Source organism: Streptomyces lydicus (assembly GCF_001729485.1).
Classification (GTDB): Bacteria; Actinomycetota; Actinomycetes; order Streptomycetales; family Streptomycetaceae; genus Streptomyces; species Streptomyces lydicus_D.
Map to the genome: position 1 here is coordinate 3,150,828 of NZ_CP017157.1, position 24,666 is coordinate 3,175,493.

Genomic DNA, 24,666 nt, shown 5'->3' on the forward strand with positions numbered 1-24,666 from the left:
GGTCTGTCCGCCCTAACGCAGGCGCAGGAACCGTACCGGGGTGCCCGGTACCGCCTGTGCCGCGGGGGCCAGGAAGCGTTCGGGGACGACGCCGACGACCGGGTAGCCGCCGGTGGTGGGGTGGTCGTGCAGGAACAGCACCGGCTGGCCGTTGGGCGGGACCTGAAGGGCGCCCAACGGCATGCCCTCGCTGGGGAGTTCACCGGGGCGGGCGCGTTCCAGCGGCGGGCCCTCGGTGCGCAGCCCGATGCGGTTGCCGGCCGGGGAGACCCGGAAGCGGCCGGTGGTCAGGGTGCGCAGGCCGGCCTCGGTGAACCACGCGTCGCGCGGGCCGGGCAGGAACGGCAGGAGCAGCTCGGCGACCGGGCCGGCGTGCGGGACGGCGTCGGCGGCGGCGGGTGGGCCGTGCGGATCGCCCAGGGGCAGCACGGCGCCGTCGGTGAGCGGGTCGGGGCCCAGGCCGGAGAGCAGGTCGGTGGAGCGGCTGCCCAGCACCTCCTCCGCCTCGATGCCGCCGGCGAAGGCGAGGTAGGAGCGCAGCCCGTGGGTGGCGGGGCCGGCGTCCAGGACGGCGCCCGCCGGGACGTGGCACGGGGCGCCCCAGGGAGCGGGCCGGCCGTCGACGGTCACCGGGCAGGGCGCGCCGGTGACCGCCACGGTGGTGGCCCGGCGGACCCGTACGGCGCAGCCCGTCAGCATCGTCTCCAGCGTGGCGGCCGACTCGGGGTTGCCGACCAGACGGTTGCCGAGGCGGTGCGCGGGCGCGTCGAGGGCGCCGGAGCGCGGCACGCCGAGGTGGGCGTGGCCGGGCCGGCCGAGGTCCTGGACGGTGGTGAGGGCGCCGGCCCGCACCACCGAGAAGGCACGGTCGCTCACAGGGTGGTCTCCACGGGGACGAAGCGGACGCGGGTGCCGGGCGCGAGCAGCGCCGCCGGTTCGCGGCGCGGGTCCCACAGCACGGCGTCGGTGGTGCCGATCAGCTGCCAGCCACCGGGGGAGGAGCGCGGATAGACCCCGGTGTACGGGCCGGCCAGCCCGACCGAGCCGACCGGGACCTTCGTACGGGGGGTGTCCCGGCGCGGTACGTGCAGCGGCTCGGGCAGCCCGGTCAGATAGCCGAAGCCGGGGGCGAACCCGCAGAAGGCGACGTGGAACGCGGTGCCGGAGTGCCGCCGGACCACCTCGTCGGGGGTGCTGCCCCACAGGGCGGCGACGTCGGCGAGGTCCGGGCCGTCGTACCGCACCGGGATCTCCACGGTGGGCCGGCCGGCGATGGTCAGCGGCGGGATGTCCCAGGTGGCGAGCTCGGCGATCAGTCCGCGGGGGTCGGCCAGACCGTCGAGGAAGACCGTGCGGGCGGCCGGCACGATCTCGCCGCGCCGCTCCGACGGGCCGCCGCCGGCCCACGGCAGGGCGCCGGCCGCGGCCCGGCGCAGCAGCTCGGCGTGCAGCGCCTCGACCTCCTCGGCGCCGTCCAGTTCGATCAGCAGCCCGTGTTCGCCGACCGGCAGCGGCCTCATGCGAAACTCCGCAGGCGCACCCCGGCCGCGGTCAGTTCGGACCGCACCCGCCGGGCGAGCACGGCCGCGCCGGGGGTGTCGCCGTGCAGGCACAGCGAGCGCGCGGCGACCGTGATCCGCCGGCCGCCGAGGGAGGTGACGGCCCGGTCGCGGGCCATGCCGACGGCGCGCTTGACCACCTCGTCCGGGTCGTGGACCACGGCGCCCGGCTCCCGGCGCGGGACGAGAGTGCCCTGGTCGGTGTAGGCGCGGTCGGCGAACGCCTCGGTGACGACGGGCAGTTGCGCGTTCCGGGCGGCCTCGTGCAGCCGCGAACCGGGCAGGCCGAGGACCGGCAGCGCGCCGCCCGCGGCACGGACGCCCGCGACGACCGCGCCGGCCTGCTCCGCGTCGTGCACGCAGCGGTTGTAGAGCGCGCCGTGCGGTTTGACGTAGGCGACGCGGGTGCCGGCGGCGCGGGCGAAGACCTCCAGCGCACCGATCTGATAGGTGATCTCGTCGGCCAGCTCCTCCGGCGGGACGTCCATCGCGCGGCGGCCGAAGCCGGCCAGGTCGCGATAGGAGACCTGGGCGCCGACCACCACGCCGCGCTCGGCGGCCAGCTCGCACACCCGGCGCATCGTGGCGGGGTCGCCGGCGTGGAAGCCGCAGGCGACGTTGGCGCTGGTGACGACGGACAGCAGGGCCTCGTCGTCGGTGAGCTGCCAGCGGCCGAAGCCCTCGCCGAGGTCGGCGTTGAGGTCGATGACGGGAGCATCCGCACAGTCCACGGCGTCCACCGCGTCGGTCATGTCGGTCCGTTCCAGAAGTGCTCGGTGCCGGGCGGGCGGGCGGGCCGGGTGCGGGGCACTGCGGCCCGGTTTTCGGGCGGGGGCGGACGGGAACGTTCGGGCCGGCCGGCCCTATCCGTAGTGACTCTCCCCCGAGGGCCATCGAGCCGACCGGCGTTGGGGACAACGTAGAGGATCGTTCAACGATCCGACAAGAGGTCTGCGCCGTTCGGTGGGAGCTCCGTTGTTTTGTCCCCTCAGGTGGGATTGACTTCCGCTCGATACGGCACCCGGACGGCCCGACCCGGCCGCCCGGCACGGTACGAGAGCGGGGAGCGGCGGCATGGCCGGCGGAGTGGCGAAGAACGATCAGCGGCGGCTCGCCGAGGTCGCGGGACTGGAACGGGACCGCGCCCTGCTGGGCCGCGCCAGCACCGCCGAGCGGGTCGCCGACATCCTGCGCGACCGGATCGCCGAGGGCTACTTCGCGCCCGGCGCCCGGCTCTCCGAGGAGAGCATCGGCGGGGCGCTGGGCGTCTCGCGCAACACCCTGCGGGAGGCGTTCCGGCTGCTGACGCACGAGCGGCTGCTGGTGCACGAGCTGAACCGCGGGGTCTTCGTGCGGGTGGTGACGGTCGAGGACCTGGACGACATCTACCGGGTGCGCATGCTGGTGGAGTGCGCGGCGGTCCGCGGCCTGGGGCAGGGGCCCTACGACGACCGCGTGCGCGAGACCCTCGCGGCGATCGAGGCCGCGGTGCAGGCCGGTGAGGCCGCCTCCGGTGAGCGGGCCTGGCAGGACCTGTCGACCGCCAACATCCGCTTCCACCAGGGCATCGTGGCCCTGGCGGGCAGCCCGCGCACCGACGAGCTGATGCGCGGCGTGCTGGCCGAACTCCGGCTGGTCTTCCACGTCATGGCCGACCCCCGGCGGTTCCACGCGCCGTATCTCACCCGCAACCGCCAGATCGTCGAGGCGCTCCAGGCGGGCGATGCCGCCGAGGCCGAACGGCTGCTGGGGTCCTACCTGGAGGACTCGCGCGTCCAGTTGTCCGGGGCGTACGCCCGGCGTATCGCGGAGCAGTGACCGGGGCTCAGGGGAGCGAGCGGGGGAGGTTTCAGGATTCCCCTCGGCAGACCTCTTGTCGGATCGTTGAACAATCGCCTAGCCTCCGCTGCATCTCCTCACCCCTCTCCCCGGACCCGTAGGGGTCCCGTACGCGGAAGGCGGATCCATGATCGTCCTCCTCGGCGTGCTCGTGGTCGTGCTCGGCTTCGCCACGAAACGCAATCCCCTCCTGGTCGTGGGGGTGGCGGGCATCGCCACCGGCCTCCTGGGCGGACTCTCACCCGGCAAGGTGCTCGCCGCCTTCGGCGAGGGCTTCGCCGGCAGCCGCGCGGTGACCATCTTCGCGATCACCCTCCCGGTCATCGGCCTCCTGGAGCGCTACGGCCTCCAGGAGCAGGCCCGCAACCTCATCGCCCGGTTCGGCCGGCTCACCACCGGCCGCTTCCTGGCGCTCTATCTGGGCCTGCGGCAGCTCGGCGCCGCGGTCGGGCTGACCAACGTCTTCGGGCACGCCCAGACCGTCCGGCCGCTCGCCGTCCCGATGGCCGAGGGCGCCGCCGAGCGCAAGTACGGGGCCCTGCCGGACCGCACCCGCGAGAAGGTCCGGTCGTTCTCCGCCAGCGCGGACAACATCGGCCTGTTCTTCGGGGAGGACGTCTTCCTCGCCGTCGGCTCGATCCTGCTGATCACCGGATTCGTCAACACCACCTACGGCACCCACCTCGAACCGCTGCACCTCGCGCTGTGGGCGATCCCCACCGCCGTGTGCGCCTTCGTGGTCCACGGCTGGCGACTGCTGCGCCTGGACCGCCAGTTGGAGCGCGACCTGCTCACCGCCGACGTCCAGCCCGGTCCCGCAGTGGAGGCAGCCCAGTGATCAAGGCAGAGTGGTTCTACTGGCTGGTCGGCCTCAGCTTCCTGGTGATGGCCTCCCAGATGGTCACCGACCGCAGCAACCCCAAGCGCTACGGCACCGGCGCCTTCTGGGGCCTGATCGGCGCCGGCTTCATCTACAGCAGCTGGGTCGTCACCAAGCAGGCCCCGGCCGAACCGCTGGGCGTCGCCGTCCTCGTCATGGCGGGCCTGGCCGGCTTCGGCTTCACCGGACGCGGCACCCCGCGCACCACCACCGCCGAGGAGCGCGCCGCCAGCGCCGCCCGGTTCGGCAACCGGCTGTTCGTCCCCGCGCTCACCATCCCGGTCGTCGCCATGGCCTGCGCCATCGGCGTCAAGAACCTCTCCTTCGGGGGTGAACCGGTCCTCCAGACGGGCAGCGAAACGATCCTGGGGCTGGGCATCGGGGCCGTCGTCGCCCTCGTCGTCGGCATGGTCATGCTGCGCGAGAAGCGACTCTCGGTCCCCGTGCAGTCCGGCCGTTCCATGCTGGAGGCGATGGGCTGGGCGATGCTGCTGCCGCAGATGCTGGCCACGCTGGGCGCCATCTTCCAGGTCTCCGGAGTCGGTGACCAGGTCGGCAAGCTCACCACGTCGATCCTGCCGAAGGACTCCCTGGTGATCGCGATCGTCGTCTACTGCGTCGGCATGTTCGCGTTCACCATCATCATGGGCAACGCCTTCGCCGCCTTCCCCGTGATGACCGCGGCCGTCGGCTGGCCCGTCCTGATCGGGCACTTCCACGGCAACGCCGCCGCCGTCCTGGCCATCGGCATGCTCGCCGGCTTCTGCGGCACCCTCGTGACCCCCATGGCGGCCAACTTCAACATCGTCCCGGCCGCCCTGCTGGAGCTCAAGGACCAGTACGGCCCCATCAAGGCGCAACTGCCCACCGCGGGCGTCCTGTTGGGCTGCAACATCGTGATCATGACGCTGTTCGCCTTCTGAGGCGGGCCGCATCCGGGCGGACGGCGCCGCCGTCCGCCACACGCTCCGCACGCCCCGTTCCGTGCCCTTTTGCACCTCGCACCAAGGATGACCGTATGACCCGGGTACTGCTGACCGGATTCGCCCCCTTCGACGGTGAAACCGTCAACCCCTCCTGGCAGGCGGTCCGCGCCGCCGCCGCCGAGCCGCCCGCCGGAATCGAGGTGTCCGCCGTCGAACTGCCCTGCGTCTACGGCGCGTCGGTGGCCGTGCTGCGCGCCGCCATCGAGGAGGCCCGCCCCGAGATCGTCGTCTGCGTCGGCCAGGCGGGCGGCCGCCCCGACATCACCGTGGAACGCGTCGCGATCAACGTCGACGACGCCCGGATACCCGACTCCTCCGGCGCCGAACCGATCGACGAGCCGATCGTGCCCGGCGGCCCCGCCGCGTACTTCGCCACCCTCCCCGTCAAGGCGTGCGTCGCGGCGGTCCGCGCCGCCGGACTGCCCGCCTCCGTCTCCAACACCGCCGGCACCTTCGTCTGCAACCATGTCTTCTACGGCCTCGCCCACCTCCTCGCCACCGAACTCCCGGGCGTACGCGGCGGGTTCGTGCACGTCCCCTACGTGCCCGAGCAGGTCACCGACCGCTCGCAGCCCTCGCTCCCGGCCGCCGCGGTCACCCGGGCCCTCCAGGAGATCATGGTGGCGGCCGCGCACACCTGCACCGATGCCCGCCTCGCCGGCGGGGCGCTGCATTGAGCGGCGAAGGCCAGGGCGCGCGGGCCACCGGACTCGCCGCGCACGCCGCCCGGTTCGCCGCCCTGGCGCTGACCAACCTCACCCGCCCCTACCCCTACGCCCCGATGCACCTGCTGGCCGGCCCCGAGGACCTGGTGCCGCCGCAGACGCTCCACCCCGCCTTCCACGGCTCGTACGACTGGCACTCCTCGGTCCACATGCACTGGCTGCTGGTGCGGCTGCTGCGCCGCTGCCCGGACCGGGTCCCCCGCGACGCGGTCACCGCCGCCCTCGACGCCCGCCTCACCCCCGCCCACCTCGCCGCCGAATCGGCCTACCTGCGGGCCCACCCGTCCTTCGAGCGGCCCTACGGCTGGGCCTGGCTGCTGGCGCTGGCCGCCGAGTGCCGGACGCTCGGCGGCGCGGCGGGGGAACGCTGGGCGGCCGCGCTGGCCCCCGCGGCCGAGGACGTCGAGGCGCTGCTGCTCGGCTGGCTGCGGCGGGCCACCTATCCGGTGCGCCACGGCACCCACACCAACAGCGCCTTCGCGCTCGGCCTGGTCCTGGACTGCGCGACGGCGGCCGGCCGCCCCGCCCTCGTCGCGCAGGTCTCCGGGACCCTGCGGCGCTGGTTCGCCGACGACCACGACGCACCCGCCCACTGGGAGCCCTCCGGACAGGACTTCCTCTCCCCGGCGCTCGCCGAGGCCGAGGCGATGAGCCGGGTGCTGCCACCCGCGGAATTCGCGCCGTGGCTGGCGCGGTTCCTGCCCGGGGTCGAGCGGCGGGCCCCCGCCGGGCTGCTCGCCCCGCCCACCGTCTCCGACCCCGCCGACCCCCAGATCGGCCACCTCGTCGGGCTGTCGCTGAGCCGGGCGGCCGCACTGCGCCGGATCGCCGCGGTCCTGCCCGGCGACGACCCGCGCAGCGGCGTACTCGAAGCGGCGGCCCGCGACCACCTCGTCGCGGGGCTGCCGCACTGCGTCTCGGGGGACTTCACCGCGGACCACTGGCTCGCGACCTTCGCGGCGCTGGCGCTGGACGGGCCGTCGGCCGGGCACGGGACCTGGCAGCCGGCCGCGCCGGACCGCACCGTAAACTGATCCGCCGGCACCGGCACCTCGTCCGGCTGCCCGCCGTCAACGGATCCACCGGCCGTTCCACCCATGAGCGGATCCGCGCCGTTTCGTCCGTTGTCAGTGCGAGCGCCTACTCTGTGCGATGTGACTTTTCCCGCCCCGGGGCCCGCTGCGCCCCAGCTCAACGGGGTCAACCGACCCGCTCCGGGCCCGGCCGCCGACGAGGGCCTGGCCCGTCGGCTGCGCGCCCTCGCGTGCACCGCGCCGCTGCACGACCTTGACGTGCGCAAGGCCAACCTCGCGGGCGAGTACGGGGTCTACGCGATGGCGGAGGTGGCGCTCGCCGTCATCGACCTCGTCACCCTCAACATGGACTTCGACACCGGCGCCGACCACGAGGAGATAGTGGCGAAGGTGCTCCCCCGGGTGGCCGCCCAGACCCCCGGCCGCCCCGCGGGCGAGCACGAGCGGGTGGCCCGCTGGGTGCTGGAGAACCTCATCAACGTCGGCAGCGTCGACCGCGGCTTCCGCGCCGTCTACGGCACCTTCACCACCGACGGTGAGTACGTCCGCCGCGACTACGACTTCAAGCTGATCGAGGAGGTCCCCGGCGCCGGTGGCAGCGTCTACCTCCGGGCCACCGACGAAGCGGTCAACGTCCTGGTCGGCGCGCTCGACACGGACGTCACCAGCGCCCAGATCGCCGCCGAGGTCAAGCTGGAGGTGCTGATCAACCGCGGCCGGCTGGCCGACGCGCAGCTCGCCGCCGAGCAGGCGCGCTACCGCACCGTCCAGTACGCCGAGACGCTCCGCCGGACCCTGGACGCCACCCGGCGCAACGTCCGCGCGGTCGACTGGCTGGAGACCGTCCCCGACATGATCAACGAGGCGCTCGACCACGTCGCGGACCGCTACCGCCACGAGAACGCCATCCTCACCAACATCCGCAAGGCCCGCGACGAGACGGAGGAGCCGGAGCACAAGCGGCGCGCCGCCGAGCTCGTCGACATCGTCAAGGACTGCATCCGCCGGCACACCCAGCTCCAGTCCCGGCTGCTGGAGGCCGGCCCGCTCTTCCGCGCCGAGCAGGACCGGCAGGCGTTCGCCACACCCGTCGCCCGCGCCGGACTCGACCTGTACGGCCAGCTCGTCGCGCCCGTGCTGCCGCTCCCCGCCGAGCAGGCCCTCCGGGTCACCGACGCCTTCTTCGCCCGGGGCACCGGTCTGCGCACCCCCGCCGCCGTCCGCGTCGGCGACCTCGTGGAGATGCTGCTCACCCCGCCCGTGGAGCGCGAGCACCTCGGTGCCGAGATGCCCGAGCCCGACCTGGTCGCCACCCCCGACGACAGCCGCTTCAGCGAGGCGCAGTTCGATGCCGCCACGGCGCTGCTCGACCTGCCCGCCGACGCGCCCCGCAGGCTCTCCGGCCTGCTGGCCGAAGCGCGCCGCAGCGATCCCGAACTCCCTTACCTCGTCGCCCTGTTGGCGGTGCACGCGGCCAGCCCACCGGTGGGCACCGCCTACCGCCAGGGCGAACAGCAGCTGCTCTTCGCCGTCGACGACGGCACGGAGCTGACGGACCCCGAGTTCGGCGGCGCCGACCTCATCGTCGGCACCGCCCTGCTCGACGCGGCCGGCATGGCCGCCGACCGCTCGGAGGTGGCCTGATGCGCCGGCCCGCCCCACCGATACCCGTCCGGCCGCCCGGCATCCGCCGTCAGCGGACCGCGCCCCACGACCCCCCGCCCGCGCACCGGCGGGAGTGCACCCCGACCGTCCCCCGCAAGGAGCCTGCCCCGTGACCCAGTACGACGCCGACGAGGTGCCGCAGCCGGACCCGGCGCCCGGGAGCGGCGAGCCGGGCCGGGGCCTGCCCACCGCCGACACCGAGCCGGCGCGGCCGTTCACCGAGTTCACGGCCCCGGCCGAACAGGGAAGGGCGCCGGCCGTCACCCCGGCCGACGCCGCCGACGCGGCCCGGCTGGTCTCCTTCGGCCTCCAGCCCAAGCTGCTGCCCGCCCGCGACGCCGAGTACGGCGAACTGCTGCGCCGCTACCGCGACGAGCCCGCCTTCGCCCGGCTCGCCGACGCCGTCGCCGGCGGCCTCGGCCTGGTCGTCCTGGAGGTCTCCACCCGCGCGGGGATGGCCGTCACGGCCGCCGAGGACTCCGTCTTCGCGGTCCGCATGGGCGACTACGCCCGCCGCGCCTCCGCCGACTCCGCCGACCGCTTCCTGCACGGCCTGGCGCACCTGGCGGTCGCCGCGCTGGCGTTCCCCCGCCCCGAGGACCTCGCCGACGACGGCTACATCGGCCGGATCACCGTCAACGGCGTCGACGCCTTCGTACGGCAGGCGTGCCGCCGCTTGGAGGAGCGCGCCGAGCAGGGCGGCGAGAACACCGACCCGGTCACCGACGCCCCCGGCCTGGAGGCCGCCTGGCGGATCTACGCCCGCCGCAGCGCGACCGGCGCCACCAAGGACGCCCGGCGGCTGGCCGGTTCGACCACCGGCATCATCGCCAAGGCCGTCACGTTCCTCGTCGACTCCGGCTTCCTCCAGCGCACCGGCGACGACGCCGGCGGCGCCTACCGCACCACCGCGCGCTACCAGCTCCAGGTCCGCGACATGGCCGGCACCGCCGCCATGGCCGAGCTGCTGGAGCTGGGCATCGTCCCGGTCGCCGACGGCAGCGCCTCGCTGCTCCCCGGCGAGGACACCGACGACCTCGACCTGGTCGCCGACGCCGGCCTGCCGTTCCACTCCGGCTGACCCGCACCCCACCACGACCGCCCCCCACCGCCCCACCGCCACGACAACGAGAGTCCGCCATGTACGAGCTGTCCAGGGTCCGCCTCTACTCCATCGGGCCCGCCGGTGCGCGCTACGCCGACACCGTGCTGGACCTGCGCGGCGTCGGCGCGCCCGTGCCCCAGCCGGCGCCGGCGCAGGCGGACTTCTTTGAGGACGAACCGGTCGGGCCGCCGCGCCGCCCCGCCCCGGCCGGCGTGCTCTTCCTGGAGAACGGCGGCGGCAAGTCCGTCCTGCTCAAGCTGATCTTCTCGGTGATGCTGCCCGGTCACCGCAACACCCTGGGCGGCGCCAGCTCCGGCGTGCTGCGCAAGTTCCTGCTCGCCGACGACTGCGGCCACGTCGCGCTGGAGTGGCAGCACGTCCTCACCGGCGAGAGCGTGGTCGTCGGCAAGGTCAGCGAATGGCGCGGCCGGCAGGTCTCCAACGACCCGAGGAAGTTCGCCGAAGCCTGGTACAGCTTCCGTCCGGGGCCCGGTATGAGCCTCGACGCGCTGCCCGTCGCCGAGGCGACGGTCGTCCGCCCGCGCCAGGAGGGCGGCGAGGGCAGCTCCGGCGCCCAGGGCCGCCGCCGCACGATGAAGGGCTTCCGTGACGTCCTCACCGAGGCCGGGAAGAACTACCCCAATCTGGACGTCGTCTGGGAAGAGATCCACGAGCGCTGGAACGAACACCTCGGCGAGCTGGGCCTGGACCCGGAACTCTTCCGCTACCAGCGGGAGATGAACGCCGACGAGGGCGAGGCGGCCGGCCTGTTCGCAGTGAAGAACGACTCGGACTTCACCGACCTGCTGCTGCGCGCCGTCACCGACACCCGCGACACCGACGGCCTCGCCGACCTCGTCCACGGCTTCGCCCACAAGCTCGGCCGGCGTGCCGAACTGACCGCCGAGCGGGACTTCACCGCCGGCTCCCTCGACCTGCTCTCCCGTATCGCCGACGCCGCCGAGCAGCGCGAGCGGGCCCGCGAGGTGCACGCCGGCGCCGAGCGCCGCACCCGCGCCCTGGCCCAGCGGCTGCACGCCCGGGGCACCGAGGAGCGCGGCCGCACCGCCGAGCTGGCCGAACAGGTCGCCGCCGCGGCCCACCGCGTCACCGACGCCGGGCAGGTCCGCGAGCGCCGCTCCCTGGTCGCGGCCGAACTCGCCTACCGGCACGCCTCGCTGGCGCTCGCCGCCGCGGAGAAGGGCGCCGCGGCCCAGCGCCGGGAGCTCAACGACGCCCGTACGCTGCACAGCGCCTGGCAGGCCGCCGAGATCGCCCTGCGGCACCGGGCCGCCGCCGACCGCTCGGCGCGGGTGGCCGCCGCCATCCGCGAGGCCGAGCGGGACGCCGCCCCCGCGCTCGCCGCCCGCGCCACCGCCGCCGCCGACCTGGTCCGCGCCCTGCACGCGGCGGCCGAGGCCGGCGAGCGGATCGCCAACGAGGAGGAGGAGCGCTCCGCCGCCCTCCAGGAGGCCGGCGAGTCCGCGCACCGCGACGCGACCACGGCCGCGACGCACGCCCAGCGCGCCCGCAGCGAGGCCGAGCACCTCAAGCAGCGGCTCGCCGAGGTCGCCGAGGAGACCGCGGAGGCCGTCCGGGCCGGCTGGCTGGACGACAGCGCGCCGGACGCCGACCCGGCCCGGGCCGCGCTCGCCGCCTCGGACGCCGAGAAGACCGCCGTCGAGGCGTGGGACGCGGCCCGTGAGACGGCGCGGCAGGCCACCGACCGCGCCCGCGAGGCGACCTCCCGGCACTCCGCGGCGGAGCTGGCCGCGGCCCGCGCCGAGGACGCCGCCGAGGCCGCCGCCCGTGCGTACGAGGCGGAGCGCCGGGCCGCCGAGTCCATCGGCGCCGAACAGCGGCTCGCCGACCTGCTCGGCCTGCCGCAGTCCGAGGCGAAGGCCCTCGGCGTGCCCGGCCCGCGCACCGCCACCCCCGGCACCGACCAGGGCGCCCCGCGCCGCTCCGCCACCGCGGGACCGCTGACGGCCGAGGAGCTGGACCGCAACGCCGACGCGTTGCGTGAGCTGCTGGAGGACGGCGTGTCCGCCGCCGAACGGCAGCTGTTCGAGCTGCGCACGGCCGCCGCCGACGACGCGCGGATCCTGGGCGCGCTGGGCGACGGCGGCCTGCTGCCGCCGGGCCCCGATGTGCTGGCCGCCGTGGAGTACCTCGGCGAGCACGGCGTCCCGGCGCTGCCCGGCTGGCGCTACCTCGCCCAGTCCGTCGACCCCGCCGACCACGCCCGGGTGCTCGCCGCCCGCCCCGAGCTCGTCGACGGCGTGATCATCACCGACCCGGAGACCCACGCCCGGGCCCGCGAGGTGCTCGCCCAGGCCGCGCTGCTGCCGCGCTCCGCGGTCGCCGTCGGCACCGCCGCCGCGCTGCTCGCCCCGACCCCGGCCCCCGACGAGCGGGACTCCGGTGTCTTCCTCGTGCCGCCGAACCCGGCGATGCACGACGAGTCCGCCGCCGACGAGGAGCGCCAGGCGCTGCGGGCGCGGGCCATAGAGCGCGACGAGGAGATCCGGGCGCTGGCCGCCCGGCTCGCCGGTGACCGTGCGCTGGCCGCTCGCCTCGGTTCCTGGCGCGCGGGCTGCCCGGCCGGCCGGCTGGCCGAGCTGGCCGAGGCCGCCGAGGAGACCCGTACGGCCGCCGACGAGGCCGCCGCCGAGCTGGCCGAGTCCCGTGCGGTCCGTGCCGAGGCCGACGAGGTCGCCGCCGAGGCCACCCGGGTGCGCGACGAGCGGCAGGAGACCGCCCAGCGTGCCCGCCGCGCCGCCGACCTGCTGGCCGGGCTCGCCCACCGGCTGCGCGAGCGCGCCTCCTGGCAGTCCCGGCTGCGTGAACTCGCCGACGAGGCGGTGGAGTTCGAGGCCCGTGCCGAGGAGTGCGTGGACCGCGCCCGGGCCGCCGACGAGGACCGCAGGGCCGCCCAGCGCGCCGCTGACGACGCCCGGCGCACCGCACGGGCGCTGCGCGCCGAGCGTGCCGAGATCGCCGGTGTGCCGGACGACCTCGGCGAGGCCCCCGACGGCGCGAACGCCTCGCTGCCCGCGCTGCGCGAGGCGTACCGCGCCGCCTCCCAGCTCTACGAGAAGGTCGGCGTCGGTGCCGATCTGCGGGCCGAGCAGGCCCGCGCCGAGGGCGACGAGTCCGCGTCCCTGGCCGAGCTGAACCGCCTCACCAACAAGGTGCGGACCCGTGCCGAGGCCCTTTTGGAGAGCCCGGACGCCGCCGACGGCCCGTCCCGGCAGGCCGCCGCGGCCCGGGCCGAATCGCTGGTGCACATGCTGGAGAGCCGGGCCTCGGCCGCCAGCGAGCAGTTGGGCCGGCTGCGCGGCGAGGCCGAGCGGCTGGCCCCCACGGACGGCGGGGCGCACACCGAGCTGCCCGAGGAGCTGGTGCCCGCGGACGCCGACCGCGCCAAGGAGCTGCTGCGCACCGCCTCCGGCGAACTGGCCACCGCCACCGAGGCGTTGGAGAGCGCCCGGGCACAGCACGAGGAGCTGCTGCGCGCCCACCGCGCGGCCGAGGACGCGGCCGGCGGCTTCGACGAGACCGCCGCCCTGCTGCGCGATCTGCTGCGGGACCACCAGGACGCCGAGGAGGGCGCCGACGAGCGGATCGAGCCGTACGCCGGCTCCCTCGCGGAGGCCCGGCAGTCCGCCGCCGAGTCCCGCCGCTCGCTGCGCGGCTGCGCCACCGACCTCTCCACCGCCGAGTCCGCGGTCCGCGAGGCCGCCGACGTCCTCGTACGGCACGCCAACTCCGCACGCTACGAACAGGTCCGCACCCCCGCCCGGCAGCAGATCCGGGAACTGCCCGCCGCGGCGCTGCCGGACCACGCCGCGAAGTGGGCGGAGGCGTTCGCGCCCCGGCTGCGGGTGCTGACCGACGAACTGGCGCAGCTGGAGCGCAACCGCGACTCGATCGTCGACCGGCTGCGCGGCCTGGTCGAGTCGTCGCTGACCACGCTGCGTTCCGCCCAGCGGCTGTCCCGGCTGCCGGAGGGGCTGGGGGAGTGGTCGGGGCAGGAGTTCCTGCGGATCCGTTTCGAGGACCCGGACCAGGCCACGCTCACCGAGCGGCTGGGCGAGGTCATCGACGAGGCGACCCGCGCCGCGGTCCGGAAGAACAGCGATCTGCGCCGGGACGGGATGTCCCTGCTGCTGCGCGGGGTCAGCGCGGCGCTCCAGCCGCGCGGGGTGGCCGTGGAGATCCTCAAGCCGGACGCGGTGCTGCGGGCCGAGCGGGTGCCGGTCGGGCAGATGGGCGACGTCTTCTCCGGCGGCCAGCTGCTGACCGCGGCCATCGCCCTGTACTGCACGATGGCGGCGCTGCGCAGCAACGACCGGGGCCGGGACAAGCAGCGGCACGCCGGCACGCTGTTCCTGGACAACCCGATCGGCCGCGCCAACGCCACGTACCTGCTGGAGCTGCAGCGCGCCGTCGCCGATGCGCTCGGCGTCCAGCTGCTGTACACGACGGGCCTGTTCGACACCACCGCGCTCGCCGAGTTCCCGCTGGTCATCCGGCTGCGCAATGACGCGGACCTGCGGGCCGGCCTGAAGTACATCAGTGTCGAGGAGCACCTGCGGCCGGGCCTGCCGCAGCAGGACCCGGCCGGCGAGGCGGTGCACGGTCAGATCACGGCGACCCGGATGTACCGGCGCCCGGAGGAGCCGGCCGCCGAGGAGGCACCGGACGGGACCGTCGGGTGAGGCACCGGCGCGGGGAGCGCACCGGGTCGTCGTGGGCCGTCGTCACAGCGACACCACCGACCGCAGTACCTCCCCGCGCCGCATCTTGGCGAAGGCCGCTTCGAGGTCGTCGAGCGTGACGGTCTCGCTGACGAAGCGCTCCAGATCGAGCTTGCCGCTCAGGAACAGATCGATCAGCACCGGGAAGTCGCGGCTGGGCAGGCAGTCGCCGTACCAGGAGGACTTCAGCGCGCCGCCGCGCGCGAAGAGGTCGATCAGCGGCAGCTCGATCCGCATGTCGGGGTCGGGTACGCCGACCTGGACCAGGGTGCCGGCCAGGTCCCGCATGTAGAAGCCCTGCCGGTAGGTCTCGGGGCGGCCGACCGCGTCGATGACGACGTCCGCGCCGTGCCCGCCGGTGAGGCTGCGGACCGCCTCGACCGGGTCCGTGCCACGGGAGTTGACGGTGTCGGTGGCACCGAACCGCTCGGCGGCGTCGAGCTTGCCGTCGTCCAGGTCGATGGCGATGATGCGGCGCGCGCCGGCCCGGGCGGCCCCGGCGATGGCGGCGTTGCCGACGCCGCCGCAGCCGATGACGGCGACGGTGTCGCCGCTGCCGACGCCGCCGGTGTGCACGGCGGCGCCGTAGCCGGCCATCACCCCGCAGCCGATCAGCCCGGCCGCCTCGGGGCGGGCCGCGGGGTCGACCTTCACCGCCTGCCCGGCGGCGACCAGGGTCTTCTCGGCGAAGGCGCCGATGCCGAGCGCCGGGGTCAGCGGTGTCCCGTCCAGGAGTGTCATGGGCTGGGCGGCGTTGCGGGAGTCGAAGCAGTACCAGGGCCGCCCGCGGCGGCACGAGCGGCAGTTGCCGCAGGGCGCCCGCCAGGCGAGGACCACGTAGTCGCCGGGGGCCGGCTCGGTGACGCCGGGCCCGACGGCCTCGACCACACCGGCGGCCTCGTGCCCGAGGAGGTAGGGAAACGCGTCGCCGATCGCGCCGTCGCGATAGTGCAGATCGGTGTGGCACACCCCGCACGCCTGGACGGACACGAGCACCTCGCCCGGGCCGGGGTCGGGCACGAGGATCGGCAGCACCTCGACGGGCGCGCCCTTCTTGAGGGCGACGACGGCGCGGGCTTCGTGCGGCATGTCTCACTCCTAAACAGCGCCTGCGGTGCGGCAGGGGCGGGCGACGCGCGTGCGGTGGCACGGATGCCTGTGAGGGGTGGGAGTGGTGCGCTGAGCTGGGAGCGGGGACGGTGGTGGAGGGCGCTCCGCCACCGTCCCCGGTGTTGCCTATAACGCGCTAGGTTGCGCGATAGGAGACATGCTGGAAGTCCGTCAGCAATCCGTCAAGGGGCGTTTTTCCGCAACCCTGTTCACCCTCCGAACCCCATCCGGCGGGAGAGCTCCACGGCCGCCTGCGCGGAGCGCTCGGCGAGTTCGGGGAGGTGCTGGCGCGCCATCCGGTACGCCGGCCCCGAGACGCCGATCGCGCCGATCACCGCGCCGTCGTGCGCCCGTACCGGCGCCGCCACCGCGTTCAGCCCGATCTCCAACTCCTCGCTGGTGCAGGCGAATCCGTCCTCCAGCGCGGCGGTCAGCTGGGCGCGCAGACCGGACGCCGTGGTCAGGGTGTTCTCGGTGAAGCGCGGCAGCTTGCGGGTCACCAGGCTCTCCCGCCGCTCGTGCGGCAGGTGCGCCAGCAGCACCTTGCCGCTGGCGGTGGCGTGCAACGGGGTGCGTCGGCCCAGCCAGTTGTACGCGGTGACCGCGGCGGAGCCCCTGGCCTGCATGATGTTCACCGCGGCATCGCCGTCCAGCACCGCGATGTTGGCGGTCTCCCCGGTGTCGTCGGCCAGCGCCCGGCACACCGGCTGGCCCTCCTGCGAGATGTCCAGCCGGATCGCGGCGGCGCCGGCCAGCCGCAGCACCCCGGCGCCCAGGTAGTACTTCCCGCGCTCCTTCTCCTGCTCCACCAGCCCGCGGTGCTCCAGCACCCCGAGGATCCGGAAGGCGGTGGACTTGTGGACCCCCAGCTCCTCGGCGATCTCGGTCACCCCGGCCTCGCCCAGCTTGGCCAGGATCTCCAGCACGCTCACCGCCCGGTCCACGGACTGGACGGAGCCCGCTCCGCCGCGCCGTTCCTCGGACCGGTCTTCCGTCGTCCCGCTCGTGTTCGACATGGGTCTTCGTGTCACCACCCGTAGGCCCCCGTCGGGCGCGTTCGAGGGCAACTCCCGGGAAGCCCTTGACGGCCCGCACTCCGCCTTGGATTCTGTTGCGCATCGCGCTCTGCGATGCGTTATTCAGAACACATGATACCGATCAGCGCGAGGGGGGCCAGATGATTCCCGTCTGCCGCATCGAGGACCTGCCCGAGGGTGAGTCCGTACGGATCGAGATCGACGACGTCACACCGGCCATCGCGGTGTTCCACGCCGAGGGTGGTTTCTACGCCGTCGACGACACCTGCAGCCATCAGGACGCCTCGCTCTCCGAGGGCTGGGTCGAGGGCTGCTTCGTCGAGTGCCCGCTGCACGCCGCCCTGTTCGACCTGCGCACCGGGGCGCCGACCTGCCTGCCGGCCCGCCGCCCGGTCCGCACCCACGAGGTGAGCGTCCTGGACGGCATGATCCATGTCCGCCCCGCCGTACGGGAAGAGGCGGTCGCGTAACGGTCCCGGCCGGACGCCGGGCAGTCCCTCAGGCCGCCGCGCGGTCCGCCGGCGAGCGGCCGCCACGGGACTCCCGCCGCTCCAGGCGCCGGGCCCGGCGGCGTTCGCGGCGCAGTTCGCGGGCGGTGCTGCTCGGCTGGGACCGTACGCCGTGACGCTGGATCCAGACCTGCCGGGTCACCCAGACGTCCAGCACCCCCCAGGTGGCGACGACGGTGCTGGCGACCGTGCTGAGCACCGCGGGGAAGGCGTACCAGGAACCCGCCAGGGTGCACAGGAACGCCACCATGGCCTGAATCAGCGTGAGCGCCACGATGATGACGGCGCGCACCGCGGCCGTGCGCACCGGATCGGGCATGCGAGTCCGCTCCGCCGGCTCTTCCTGCCACAACGGCTGCCTGCCGGTGTCCATGAAAGCGTCACACTCCCCGCACTCTCCCCGTGTGTCCGGCTGTTTGGTGGCTGCCCGGTTTTCGCCGGGTACATGCCCATGTCGTCGGACCCCGTCGTCCTCCATGGTCACGTACCGGTGGCGGGCCGGATGTCGCGGGGTAGAGCAGTTCCGGCCAACTGTGCGGGCATGCTGTCGGAGGAGCGCGGGGTGCTTCCACCGGGACTGACGGGTGGATTGTCCGGGAATCGGTGGACAACTCATGACGATCCGTCGCGGGGGCCTTTCCCGACGTCACGAGAGCACTTCGGCTCGGTCACCCGGCAGTAGTAGGCTCGCGCCGTTTGTTGACGGAACACCGCCCCCGTGCGCCGGGGTTGACGTAGGGGAGGCCATGCGCTTTCGCGGGAAGTCGGTCCGCCGGAAGATCGTGGCGCTGCTGCTCGTTCCGCTGGTGTCCCTGACGTCCATGTGGGCGTTCATGACCTATATCACCGGGCGTGAGGCCAACCAGCTGCTGGACGTCGGCAACGTCGTACGGAGCCTGGGCTATCCGGTCGAGGACGTCATTCAGGCGCTCCAGCGCGAGCGCCGGCAGAGCCTGCTCTACCTCGCCGACCGGCGCGGTGCCGACGCGCTCGGCGCCCTCCACGGCCGGAGCCGGGACACCGACGACGCCGTCAGCCGGCTGCGGACCGACGCCGACACCCGGGACGTCCGCGAGGACCTGGCCGGGGACGCCGGCGACCGGCTGGCGGGCGTCCTCAAGTCCCTGGGCTCGCTCCGCTCGCTGCGCTCCCAGGTCGAGCACAACACCATCACCCGCGAAGAGGCCATGGAGGACTACAACTCCCTGGTCGACCCCGGCTACGACTTCCTCGCCGCGCTCCACGCCCTGGAGAACGTGGAGATGGACAAGCAGGGCCGCGCGCTGGTCAACGTCACCCGCGCCCGCGAGGCGGTCGCCCGCGAGGACGCCCTGATGTCCGCGGTGCTCGCCTCCGGCAGCATGAGCAAGCGCGATCTGCGCGCACTCTCCGACCGGGTCGCCGAGCGCCGCGTGCTGTACAACATCAGCCTGCCCGTGCTGCCCGCCAAGGACCGCGGCCTGTACGAGGACTACTGGCGCTCCGCCGGGGCCCGCGAACTGACCTCCTACGAGGACCGGGTGATCGCGGCCGGCGCGGACGCCGGACCCCGGGTCATCAACGCCGAGCGCTGGACGACCGCGGCGGACAAGGTGCTCGGCGACCTCCAGCGGATGGGCAAGGACGCCGGTGAGCGCTATCAGGAGCGCGTCGCGCCGGTCGCCACGCGCGTCCTCCTCAAGGCCGCCGTCGCCGGCGTCCTCGGCTTCGTCGCGCTGCTGGTCTCGGTCATCGTCTCGTTCCGCATCGGCCGCCGCCACGTGCGGGACCTGACCCGGCTGCGCAAGACCGCCCACGAGGTCTCCGGGGTGCGGCTGCCGAGCGTCATGCGCCGGCTGGCGGCCGGCGAGACCGTCGACGTGGAGACCGAGGCGCCCCGGCTCGAATTCGGCCCGGACGAGACCGGCCAGGTCGGCCAGGCCCTCAACACCCTGCAGCGCGCCGCGATCGAGGCCGCCGTCAAGCAGGCCGACATGCGCCGCGGCGTCTCCGAGGTGTTCGTCAACCTCGCCCGCCGCAGCCAGGTCCTGCTGCACCGCCAGCTCACCCTCCTCGACGCCATGGAACGGCGCACCGAGGATACCGACGAACTCGCCGACCTCTTCCGGCTCGACCACCTCACCACCCGTATGCGGCGGCACGCCGAGGGCCTGGTCATCCTCTCCGGCGCCGCGCCCTCGCGGCAGTGGCGCCGTCCCGTCCAGCTCATGGACGTGGTGCGCGCGGCGGTCGCCGAGGTCGAGGACTACGAGCGGATCGAGGTGCGCCGGCTGCCGCGGCTCGCGGTGGACGGCCCGGCCGTCTCGGACCTCACGCACCTGATCGCCGAACTCCTGGAGAACGCCACCGTCTTCTCGCCGCCGCACACCGCCGTACAGGTCCTCGGCGAGCGGGTCGCCAACGGCTACACCCTGGAGATCCACGACCGCGGGCTGGGCATGGCCCCCGACCTGCTGCTGGAGGCCAACCTCCGGCTCGCCGAGACCCCCGAGTTCGAACTGTCCGACACCGACCGGCTCGGCCTGTTCGTGGTCAGCCGGCTCGCCCAGCGGCAGCGGGTGCGGGTCTCGCTGCAGCCCTCGCCGTACGGGGGCACCACCGCCGTGGTCTTCGTCCCGGGGGAGATCCTCACCGAGACCACGGCCGGCGGCCGGGAGGACGAGCGGCCCGCCGACCCGCTGGCCGGCGGCCCGCCCGGTGACGAACTGGAGCACGCCGCGGGCAAGTTGGCCGCGCTCGCGCACGCGCCGGTACCGCTCCCGGTGCGCGGGCGGACCGGGCCGGGCGGCCCGATCGAGCTGGAGGCGCCGCTGGGCCCGGACGAGCTCGGCCCCCACGAGGAGGAGGAGACCCTCTTCCGGGGCCGGGAGCGGGGCCGCGACGCCGGCCACGACCGGGAGACCGGCCGGGAGCGGGGCCGCGACGCCGGACGGGAGCGCGAACGGGGCCGCCGCGGGCCCGCCGGGCAGGCGTCCGCGCCGCGCAGCATCGCTCCGGTGCCTTCGGTGCCCGACGGCGAACAGCACCAGCAGACCCGGGACCAGGCGCCCGGCGGCGGGCTCGCCCCGCTGCCCCGCCGCCCCCGGCCGCCGGTGCTGGTCTCCGACCACGGCCGGACGGTCGATGCCGGTGACGGTGCGGGTCCGGGGCGGAAGCCGGCCGCCGGGCGCACCGGGGACGCCGACGAGAACCCCGGCGACGCGGCGCCGCCCCGGGAGACACCCCCGGCGACCACCCCCACGGGGCTGCCCCGCCGGGTCCGGCAGGCCAGCCTCGCACCGCAGCTCAAGGCCGACGCCGCCGCGTCCTCCGGGTCCGGCCGGCCGGCCGGACCGTCCGTGGAGGACGACCGGGACGCCGAGGCGGTCCGGGCCCGGATGGCCTCGCTCCAGCGGGGCTGGCAGCGTGGCCGCCGCGAGAGCGGCGAGGACGCGCAGGAGGGCCCGGCGGGCCCGCCGGCCGAGGCAAAGACCGTCGAGGCCAAGACCGCCGACGCAGAGACCGCCGACGCGACGGCGGCCGTCGACACCACAGACCCGGATGCCCCGGCCCCAGCCGCTCACGGCGGCGACGGCACGGGCACCGCAGCACCACCAGGAACCACATCAGGAGGGGACGGTCCATGACCGCACCGAAGGCAGCAGCTTCCACCGCATCGGGCTCGGCGCAGGGAGCCGGTGACCTGAACTGGCTCCTGGACGAGCTGGTGGACCGGGTCGGCTCGATCCGGAAGGCCCTCGTCCTCTCCAGCGACGGGCTGGCCACCGGCGCGTCCAGGGACCTGACCAGGGAGGACGGCGAGCATCTGGCCGCGGTCGCCTCCGGCTTCCACAGCCTGGCCAAGGGTGTCGGCCGGCACTTCGACGCCGGCCAGGTCCGGCAGACCATGGTCGAGCTGGACGACGCGTTCCTGTTCGTCAGCGCGGCCGGCGACGGCAGCTGCCTGGCCGTGCTCGCCGAGGCGGACTCCGACGTCGGGCTGATCGCGTACGAGATGACGCTGCTGGTCAAGCGGGTGGGCGCCCACCTGGGCACCGCGCCCCGGTCCGGCCTCTCCGGCTGAGTCAGACTACGGTGACGCCATGACCGAGCAGGACGGCCGGAGCCGGGAGGCGGCCCGCTGGTTCGACGACGAGGCGGGCCCCGTCGTCCGGCCGTACGCCATGACGCGCGGGCGCACCCGTACGGCCGCGGGGCGTCTGGACCTGATCGCGCAGGTGATCGCCGAGAGCCGGGCGGAGCGGGCGGTCGACGACCGGACGCTGTCGCCGGAGCACGTCGAGATCGTCGAGCGGTGCCGGGAGGCGCCGCTGTCGGTCGCCGAGCTGGCGGCCGAACTCGATCTGCCGGTCGGTGTCGTACGGGTGCTGATCGGCGATCTGCTGGACGCGGACCTGGTCCGGGTCAGCCGGCCGGTGCCGCCGGCCGAGCTGCCCGACGAGCAGGTGCTGCGCGAGGTGATCGACGGCCTGCGCGCGCTGTGAGCCGCGCGGCCGCCGGCCTCAGGTGTCGCCGTCGCCGGGTTCCTGCCTGCGCGGCGGCGGCCACGGCCCGGCCGAGGCGTCCGACTCCAGCCGGGAGACCGCGTGGCTCAGCTCGGTGACCACCCGCTGGATCTCCCGGTGGGTGGTGCGCCGCTCGGTGACCAGCGCGGCCAGCAGCAGCGCGGTCAGCGCGGTGATCCCGTTGAACGCCTGCAGGGTGACCATGTTGGTGAACAGGTCGTGGTGGGCGAACGGTCCCGACCGTTCGGCGGCCGCCACGATCGCGACCGTCGAGACCAGCAGGGCACACGGCGCCGCCCCGGCCCGCTCGAAGCGGAAGGCGGCCCAGATCAGGCACGGTGAGACCAGGAAGAGCAGATTCATCGAACTGCTGACGGCGAGTTCGGTGACGGCGAAGGTGCAGCCGCCCAGCAGCGCCGCCTCCGCCCACCGGTAGGGGCGGATGCGCGCGGCGGGCGGCCACCGGGCCGCGCTGAGGAGCAGCAGCACCGGCGTGATCACCAGCACCCCCATCGCGTCGCCGGTCCACCACACCGCCCAGGTGGGCCAGAAGTCCGCCGCCCGCAGCGCCCCGGAGAGCACCAGGACGCCGCTGCCGACGGTCGTGCTCACCAGCATCCCGGTCAGCGCGCCCAGGCACACCAGTGCCACGGCGTCGTGCAGCCGGTCCATCCGCACCCGGAAACCCGCGCGGCGCAGCAGCTGGTAGGAGAGCATCGGAGCCGCGGTGTTGCCGGCGACGATGACGAGGACCACCAGGAGCGACGGTCCCAGGGAGATGTTGACCAGGAAGGCGCCGAGCGCGATGCCCGGCCACACCCGTGTACCGAGCAGCAGCAGCGCCGCCAGGGCGATACCGGTCGGCGGCCACAGCGGGGTGACCTGCCCGCGGACCAGTTCCTGGAGGAGTCCGAGCCGGGCGGCGCCGTAGTAGGCGCCGGCGACCACGAGGATCTGGACGACCGTGGTGCCGTGCCGTACCGGCCACGCGCGTCGCTCCACCGCTGCCTCCGCCCTCGCGTCCCGCGGCTACCGGTAGGGGCCGCCGTCGTGCCGGAGCACCAGGACGGCCGCGTCGTCGGTGTGCCCGGTCAGATCGGCCACCGCGATCACCTCGGCGGCCAGCTCGTCGGCGTCCGCTTCGTAGGCCGCGCCGACCAGGCGGGTCACCCGTGCCAGCCCCTTCCCGATAGGGAACGTCGGCCCCTCCACCACCCCGTCGGTGATCAGGACGAACGCGCCCCGCCGGGTCAGCCGGCGGTGGGTGACCGGGTACCGCTGGTCGGGGAACACGCCCAGCGGCAGGCCACCGGGGTCCAGTTGCACCTCCGCGCCGGCTGCGGTGGCCCAGACGGCCGGTACATGGCCGGCGCGGGCTCCGGCCAGCTCACCGCTGACCGGGTCGAAGCGCAGGAAGGTGCAGGTCGCCAGGAGGTCGGAGCTCATCGACAGCAGCAGGTTGTTGGCCCGCCCCAGGATGTCGCCGGGGTCGGTGGTGACGCCCGCGACGGCGCGCAGGCCGGTGCGGACCTGGCCCATGAAGGCGGCGGCCTCCACGTCGTGCCCCTGGACGTCGCCGATGGCGAAGCCGAGGGAGCCGTCCGGCAGCGCGAACGCGTCGTACCAGTCGCCACCGATGTCCAGGCCGGTCTGCGCGGGTACGTAGCGGGCCGCGGTCTGCAAGCCGGGAAGGCCGGGCAGCTCGGGCGGCAGCATGTGCCGCTGCAGCTCCACGGCCAGCGCCACCCGCGCCTGCTGGAGCTGGATCCGTTCCATGACCTGGCCGGTGAGCTGGCCGAGGAGGCGCAGAAGCTCCTCGGAGGGTGGGCCGGCGGTGGTGCGGCGTCGGTTCATTCGGCATCCCGCTCCGCATGGCCGATTCCGGTAGGGCGACTCGCTGCTGACCTCTCACATTACGCCGGTGTGCGACACCCGGCCCGGTCTGTTGAGCATTGCTCAATATGGGTCTAGGCTCCCGCACAGCACCTGATCGACATGAGGAGAGACGCCGCCATGGCCCTGGACGCGAACCCGGCGACCCCCATCGACCACCTGGAGATCCAGGTCGGCCCGCACACCTACGACGCCCTGGCCTGCGGACCCGCCGACGGGGAGTTCGTCCTGCTGCTGCACGGCTGGCCCGAGTTCGCCGACTCCTGGAGCGCGGTGCTGCCCGCCCTCGGCGCGGCCGGCTACCGCGCCGTCGCCGTCGACCAGCGCGGCTACTCCCCGCGCGCCCGCCCGCCCCGGATCGCCGACTACGCCGTCCCCGAACTCGTCGCCGACGCCCTCGCCTTCGCCGACTCCCAGGGCGCCGGCCGCTTCCACCTCGTCTCGCACGACTGGGGCGGCATGGTCGCCTGGGCACTGGCCGGTGCGCACCCCGAGCGGCTGAAGTCCCTGACCGTGCTGGCCACCCCGCACCCGGACGCGCTCAACCGCGCCGCCGCGGAGGGCAGCGACCAGCACCACCGCCTCGACTACGTGCGCTTCTTCCGCCGCGACGACGGCGCCGCGGAGGCCGCCCTGCTCGCCGACGGTGCCGCCCGGCTGCGCGCCGCGTACGGCGGCAAGGTCCCCGAGGCGCTCGTCGAGGGCAATGTCCGCAGGCTCTCGGAGCCGGGCGCACTGACCGCCACTCTGAACTGGTACCGCGCCCCGGAGTCCGTCATCTCGGTCCCGGCCGGCCGGATCACCGTGCCCACCCTGTTCCTGTGGGGCAGCGAGGACGTGGCGCTGGGCCGCGTCGCCGCCGAGTCGACGGGGGAGTGGGTGGACGGCCCGTACCGCTTCGAGGCCCTCGACGGCGCCAGCCACTGGCTCCCCGAAGAGGTCCCCGACCGGGTCACCCCCAAGATCCTCGACCACCTCGGCCGGCACGCCTGACCACCGGGCGCCGGGACTCGCCGGAGTCCCGGCGCCGGACGCCGCGGCCCCGGCCTGATCCGC

The 24,666-nt window shown here is 74.7% G+C and carries 21 protein-coding genes; 13 read left to right on the forward strand and 8 right to left on the reverse strand.

Annotation, left to right across the window (positions count from 1 at the left end):
• Positions 1-12 precede the first annotated feature (12 nt).
• The 3 genes from SL103_RS13550 to SL103_RS13560 are packed head-to-tail and all read right to left on the reverse strand — an operon-like array spanning position 13 to position 2,311.
• A complete protein-coding gene (locus SL103_RS13550) occupies positions 13-876 on the reverse strand; it encodes a biotin-dependent carboxyltransferase family protein (RefSeq protein ID WP_069569101.1) in 864 nt (287 codons plus the stop codon).
• Positions 873-1,520, reverse strand: coding sequence for a 5-oxoprolinase subunit PxpB (pxpB, locus tag SL103_RS13555; protein WP_069569102.1), 648 nt, complete (start codon positions 1,518-1,520; stop codon positions 873-875). The genes SL103_RS13550 and pxpB overlap by 4 nt, the downstream gene beginning before the upstream one ends.
• Positions 1,517-2,311, reverse strand: a complete 795-nt coding sequence (locus SL103_RS13560; RefSeq protein ID WP_069569103.1) for a LamB/YcsF family protein — start codon at positions 2,309-2,311, stop codon at positions 1,517-1,519. The genes pxpB and SL103_RS13560 overlap by 4 nt, the downstream gene beginning before the upstream one ends.
• A 322-nt stretch (positions 2,312-2,633) precedes the next feature.
• Between SL103_RS13560 and SL103_RS13565 the strand changes: the two genes are divergently transcribed.
• The 8 genes from SL103_RS13565 (at position 2,634) to SL103_RS13600 (ending at position 14,517) form a co-directional block, all read left to right on the forward strand.
• On the forward strand, positions 2,634-3,377 hold the full coding sequence (locus SL103_RS13565; RefSeq protein WP_069569104.1) for a GntR family transcriptional regulator: 744 nt from the start codon (positions 2,634-2,636) through the stop codon (positions 3,375-3,377).
• Positions 3,378-3,525: 148 nt separating this feature from the next.
• Positions 3,526-4,236: a DUF969 domain-containing protein gene (locus tag SL103_RS13570; protein WP_069569105.1), complete on the forward strand. Its 711-nt coding sequence runs from the start codon at positions 3,526-3,528 to the stop codon at positions 4,234-4,236.
• Positions 4,233-5,201: a DUF979 domain-containing protein gene (locus SL103_RS13575; protein WP_069569106.1), complete on the forward strand. Its 969-nt coding sequence runs from the start codon at positions 4,233-4,235 to the stop codon at positions 5,199-5,201. The genes SL103_RS13570 and SL103_RS13575 overlap by 4 nt, the downstream gene beginning before the upstream one ends.
• A gap of 95 nt (positions 5,202-5,296) precedes the next feature.
• Positions 5,297-5,941 carry a pyroglutamyl-peptidase I gene (pcp, locus tag SL103_RS13580; protein ID WP_069569107.1) on the forward strand — a complete coding sequence of 215 codons (645 nt, stop codon included), beginning with the start codon at positions 5,297-5,299 and terminating at the stop codon, positions 5,939-5,941.
• Positions 5,938-7,023 carry a DUF2891 domain-containing protein gene (locus tag SL103_RS13585; protein WP_069569108.1) on the forward strand — a complete coding sequence of 362 codons (1,086 nt, stop codon included), beginning with the start codon at positions 5,938-5,940 and terminating at the stop codon, positions 7,021-7,023. The genes pcp and SL103_RS13585 overlap by 4 nt, the downstream gene beginning before the upstream one ends.
• Positions 7,024-7,143: 120 nt before the next feature.
• A complete protein-coding gene (locus tag SL103_RS13590; RefSeq protein WP_079145724.1) occupies positions 7,144-8,667 on the forward strand; it encodes a hypothetical protein in 1,524 nt (507 codons plus the stop codon).
• 130 nt (positions 8,668-8,797) lie between these two features.
• Complete coding sequence (locus SL103_RS13595) at positions 8,798-9,769, forward strand: hypothetical protein (protein WP_208869859.1); 972 nt, start codon at positions 8,798-8,800, stop codon at positions 9,767-9,769.
• A gap of 59 nt (positions 9,770-9,828) precedes the next feature.
• Positions 9,829-14,517 (forward strand): hypothetical protein, encoded by a 4,689-nt coding sequence (locus SL103_RS13600; RefSeq protein WP_069569110.1) that lies wholly within the window; start codon positions 9,829-9,831, stop codon positions 14,515-14,517.
• 42 nt (positions 14,518-14,559) lie between these two features.
• Here the strand turns inward: SL103_RS13600 and SL103_RS13605 are convergent, their stop codons facing one another.
• Positions 14,560-15,645, reverse strand: a complete 1,086-nt coding sequence (locus SL103_RS13605) for an S-(hydroxymethyl)mycothiol dehydrogenase (protein ID WP_069569111.1) — start codon at positions 15,643-15,645, stop codon at positions 14,560-14,562.
• A gap of 230 nt (positions 15,646-15,875) precedes the next feature.
• Positions 15,876-16,682 carry an IclR family transcriptional regulator gene (locus tag SL103_RS13610; protein WP_069569112.1) on the reverse strand — a complete coding sequence of 269 codons (807 nt, stop codon included), beginning with the start codon at positions 16,680-16,682 and terminating at the stop codon, positions 15,876-15,878.
• A 161-nt stretch (positions 16,683-16,843) separates the two neighbouring features.
• On the opposite strand from SL103_RS13610, the gene SL103_RS13615 reads away from it, so the two are divergent.
• Entirely contained in the window at positions 16,844-17,173 is a 330-nt protein-coding gene (locus tag SL103_RS13615) for a bifunctional 3-phenylpropionate/cinnamic acid dioxygenase ferredoxin subunit (protein WP_069569113.1), read from the forward strand.
• Between the two features lie 28 nt (positions 17,174-17,201).
• Here SL103_RS13615 and SL103_RS13620 read toward each other — a convergent pair whose 3' ends face one another.
• On the reverse strand, positions 17,202-17,690 hold the full coding sequence (locus SL103_RS13620; RefSeq protein ID WP_432215353.1) for a hypothetical protein: 489 nt from the start codon (positions 17,688-17,690) through the stop codon (positions 17,202-17,204).
• Between the two features lie 268 nt (positions 17,691-17,958).
• Here SL103_RS13620 and SL103_RS13625 point away from each other — a divergent pair, with 268 nt between their 5' ends.
• The 3 genes from SL103_RS13625 to SL103_RS13635 are packed head-to-tail and all read left to right on the forward strand — an operon-like array spanning position 17,959 to position 21,696.
• Complete coding sequence (locus SL103_RS13625; protein ID WP_069569115.1) at positions 17,959-20,838, forward strand: sensor histidine kinase; 2,880 nt, start codon at positions 17,959-17,961, stop codon at positions 20,836-20,838.
• Entirely contained in the window at positions 20,835-21,275 is a 441-nt protein-coding gene (locus tag SL103_RS13630; RefSeq protein ID WP_069569116.1) for a roadblock/LC7 domain-containing protein, read from the forward strand. Before SL103_RS13625 ends, SL103_RS13630 begins: the two co-directional genes overlap by 4 nt.
• A 19-nt stretch (positions 21,276-21,294) precedes the next feature.
• Entirely contained in the window at positions 21,295-21,696 is a 402-nt protein-coding gene (locus SL103_RS13635; protein WP_069569117.1) for a DUF742 domain-containing protein, read from the forward strand.
• A gap of 18 nt (positions 21,697-21,714) precedes the next feature.
• Here SL103_RS13635 and SL103_RS13640 read toward each other — a convergent pair whose 3' ends face one another.
• Both SL103_RS13640 and SL103_RS13645 read right to left on the reverse strand, forming a co-directional pair.
• Positions 21,715-22,719, reverse strand: a complete 1,005-nt coding sequence (locus SL103_RS13640) for an MASE1 domain-containing protein (RefSeq protein ID WP_069569118.1) — start codon at positions 22,717-22,719, stop codon at positions 21,715-21,717.
• 27 nt (positions 22,720-22,746) lie between these two features.
• Positions 22,747-23,571, reverse strand: coding sequence for a PP2C family protein-serine/threonine phosphatase (locus SL103_RS13645; RefSeq protein ID WP_069569119.1), 825 nt, complete (start codon positions 23,569-23,571; stop codon positions 22,747-22,749).
• A 159-nt stretch (positions 23,572-23,730) separates the two neighbouring features.
• Here SL103_RS13645 and SL103_RS13650 point away from each other — a divergent pair, with 159 nt between their 5' ends.
• Complete coding sequence (locus SL103_RS13650; protein WP_079145725.1) at positions 23,731-24,603, forward strand: alpha/beta fold hydrolase; 873 nt, start codon at positions 23,731-23,733, stop codon at positions 24,601-24,603.
• Positions 24,604-24,666: the final 63 nt, after the last annotated feature.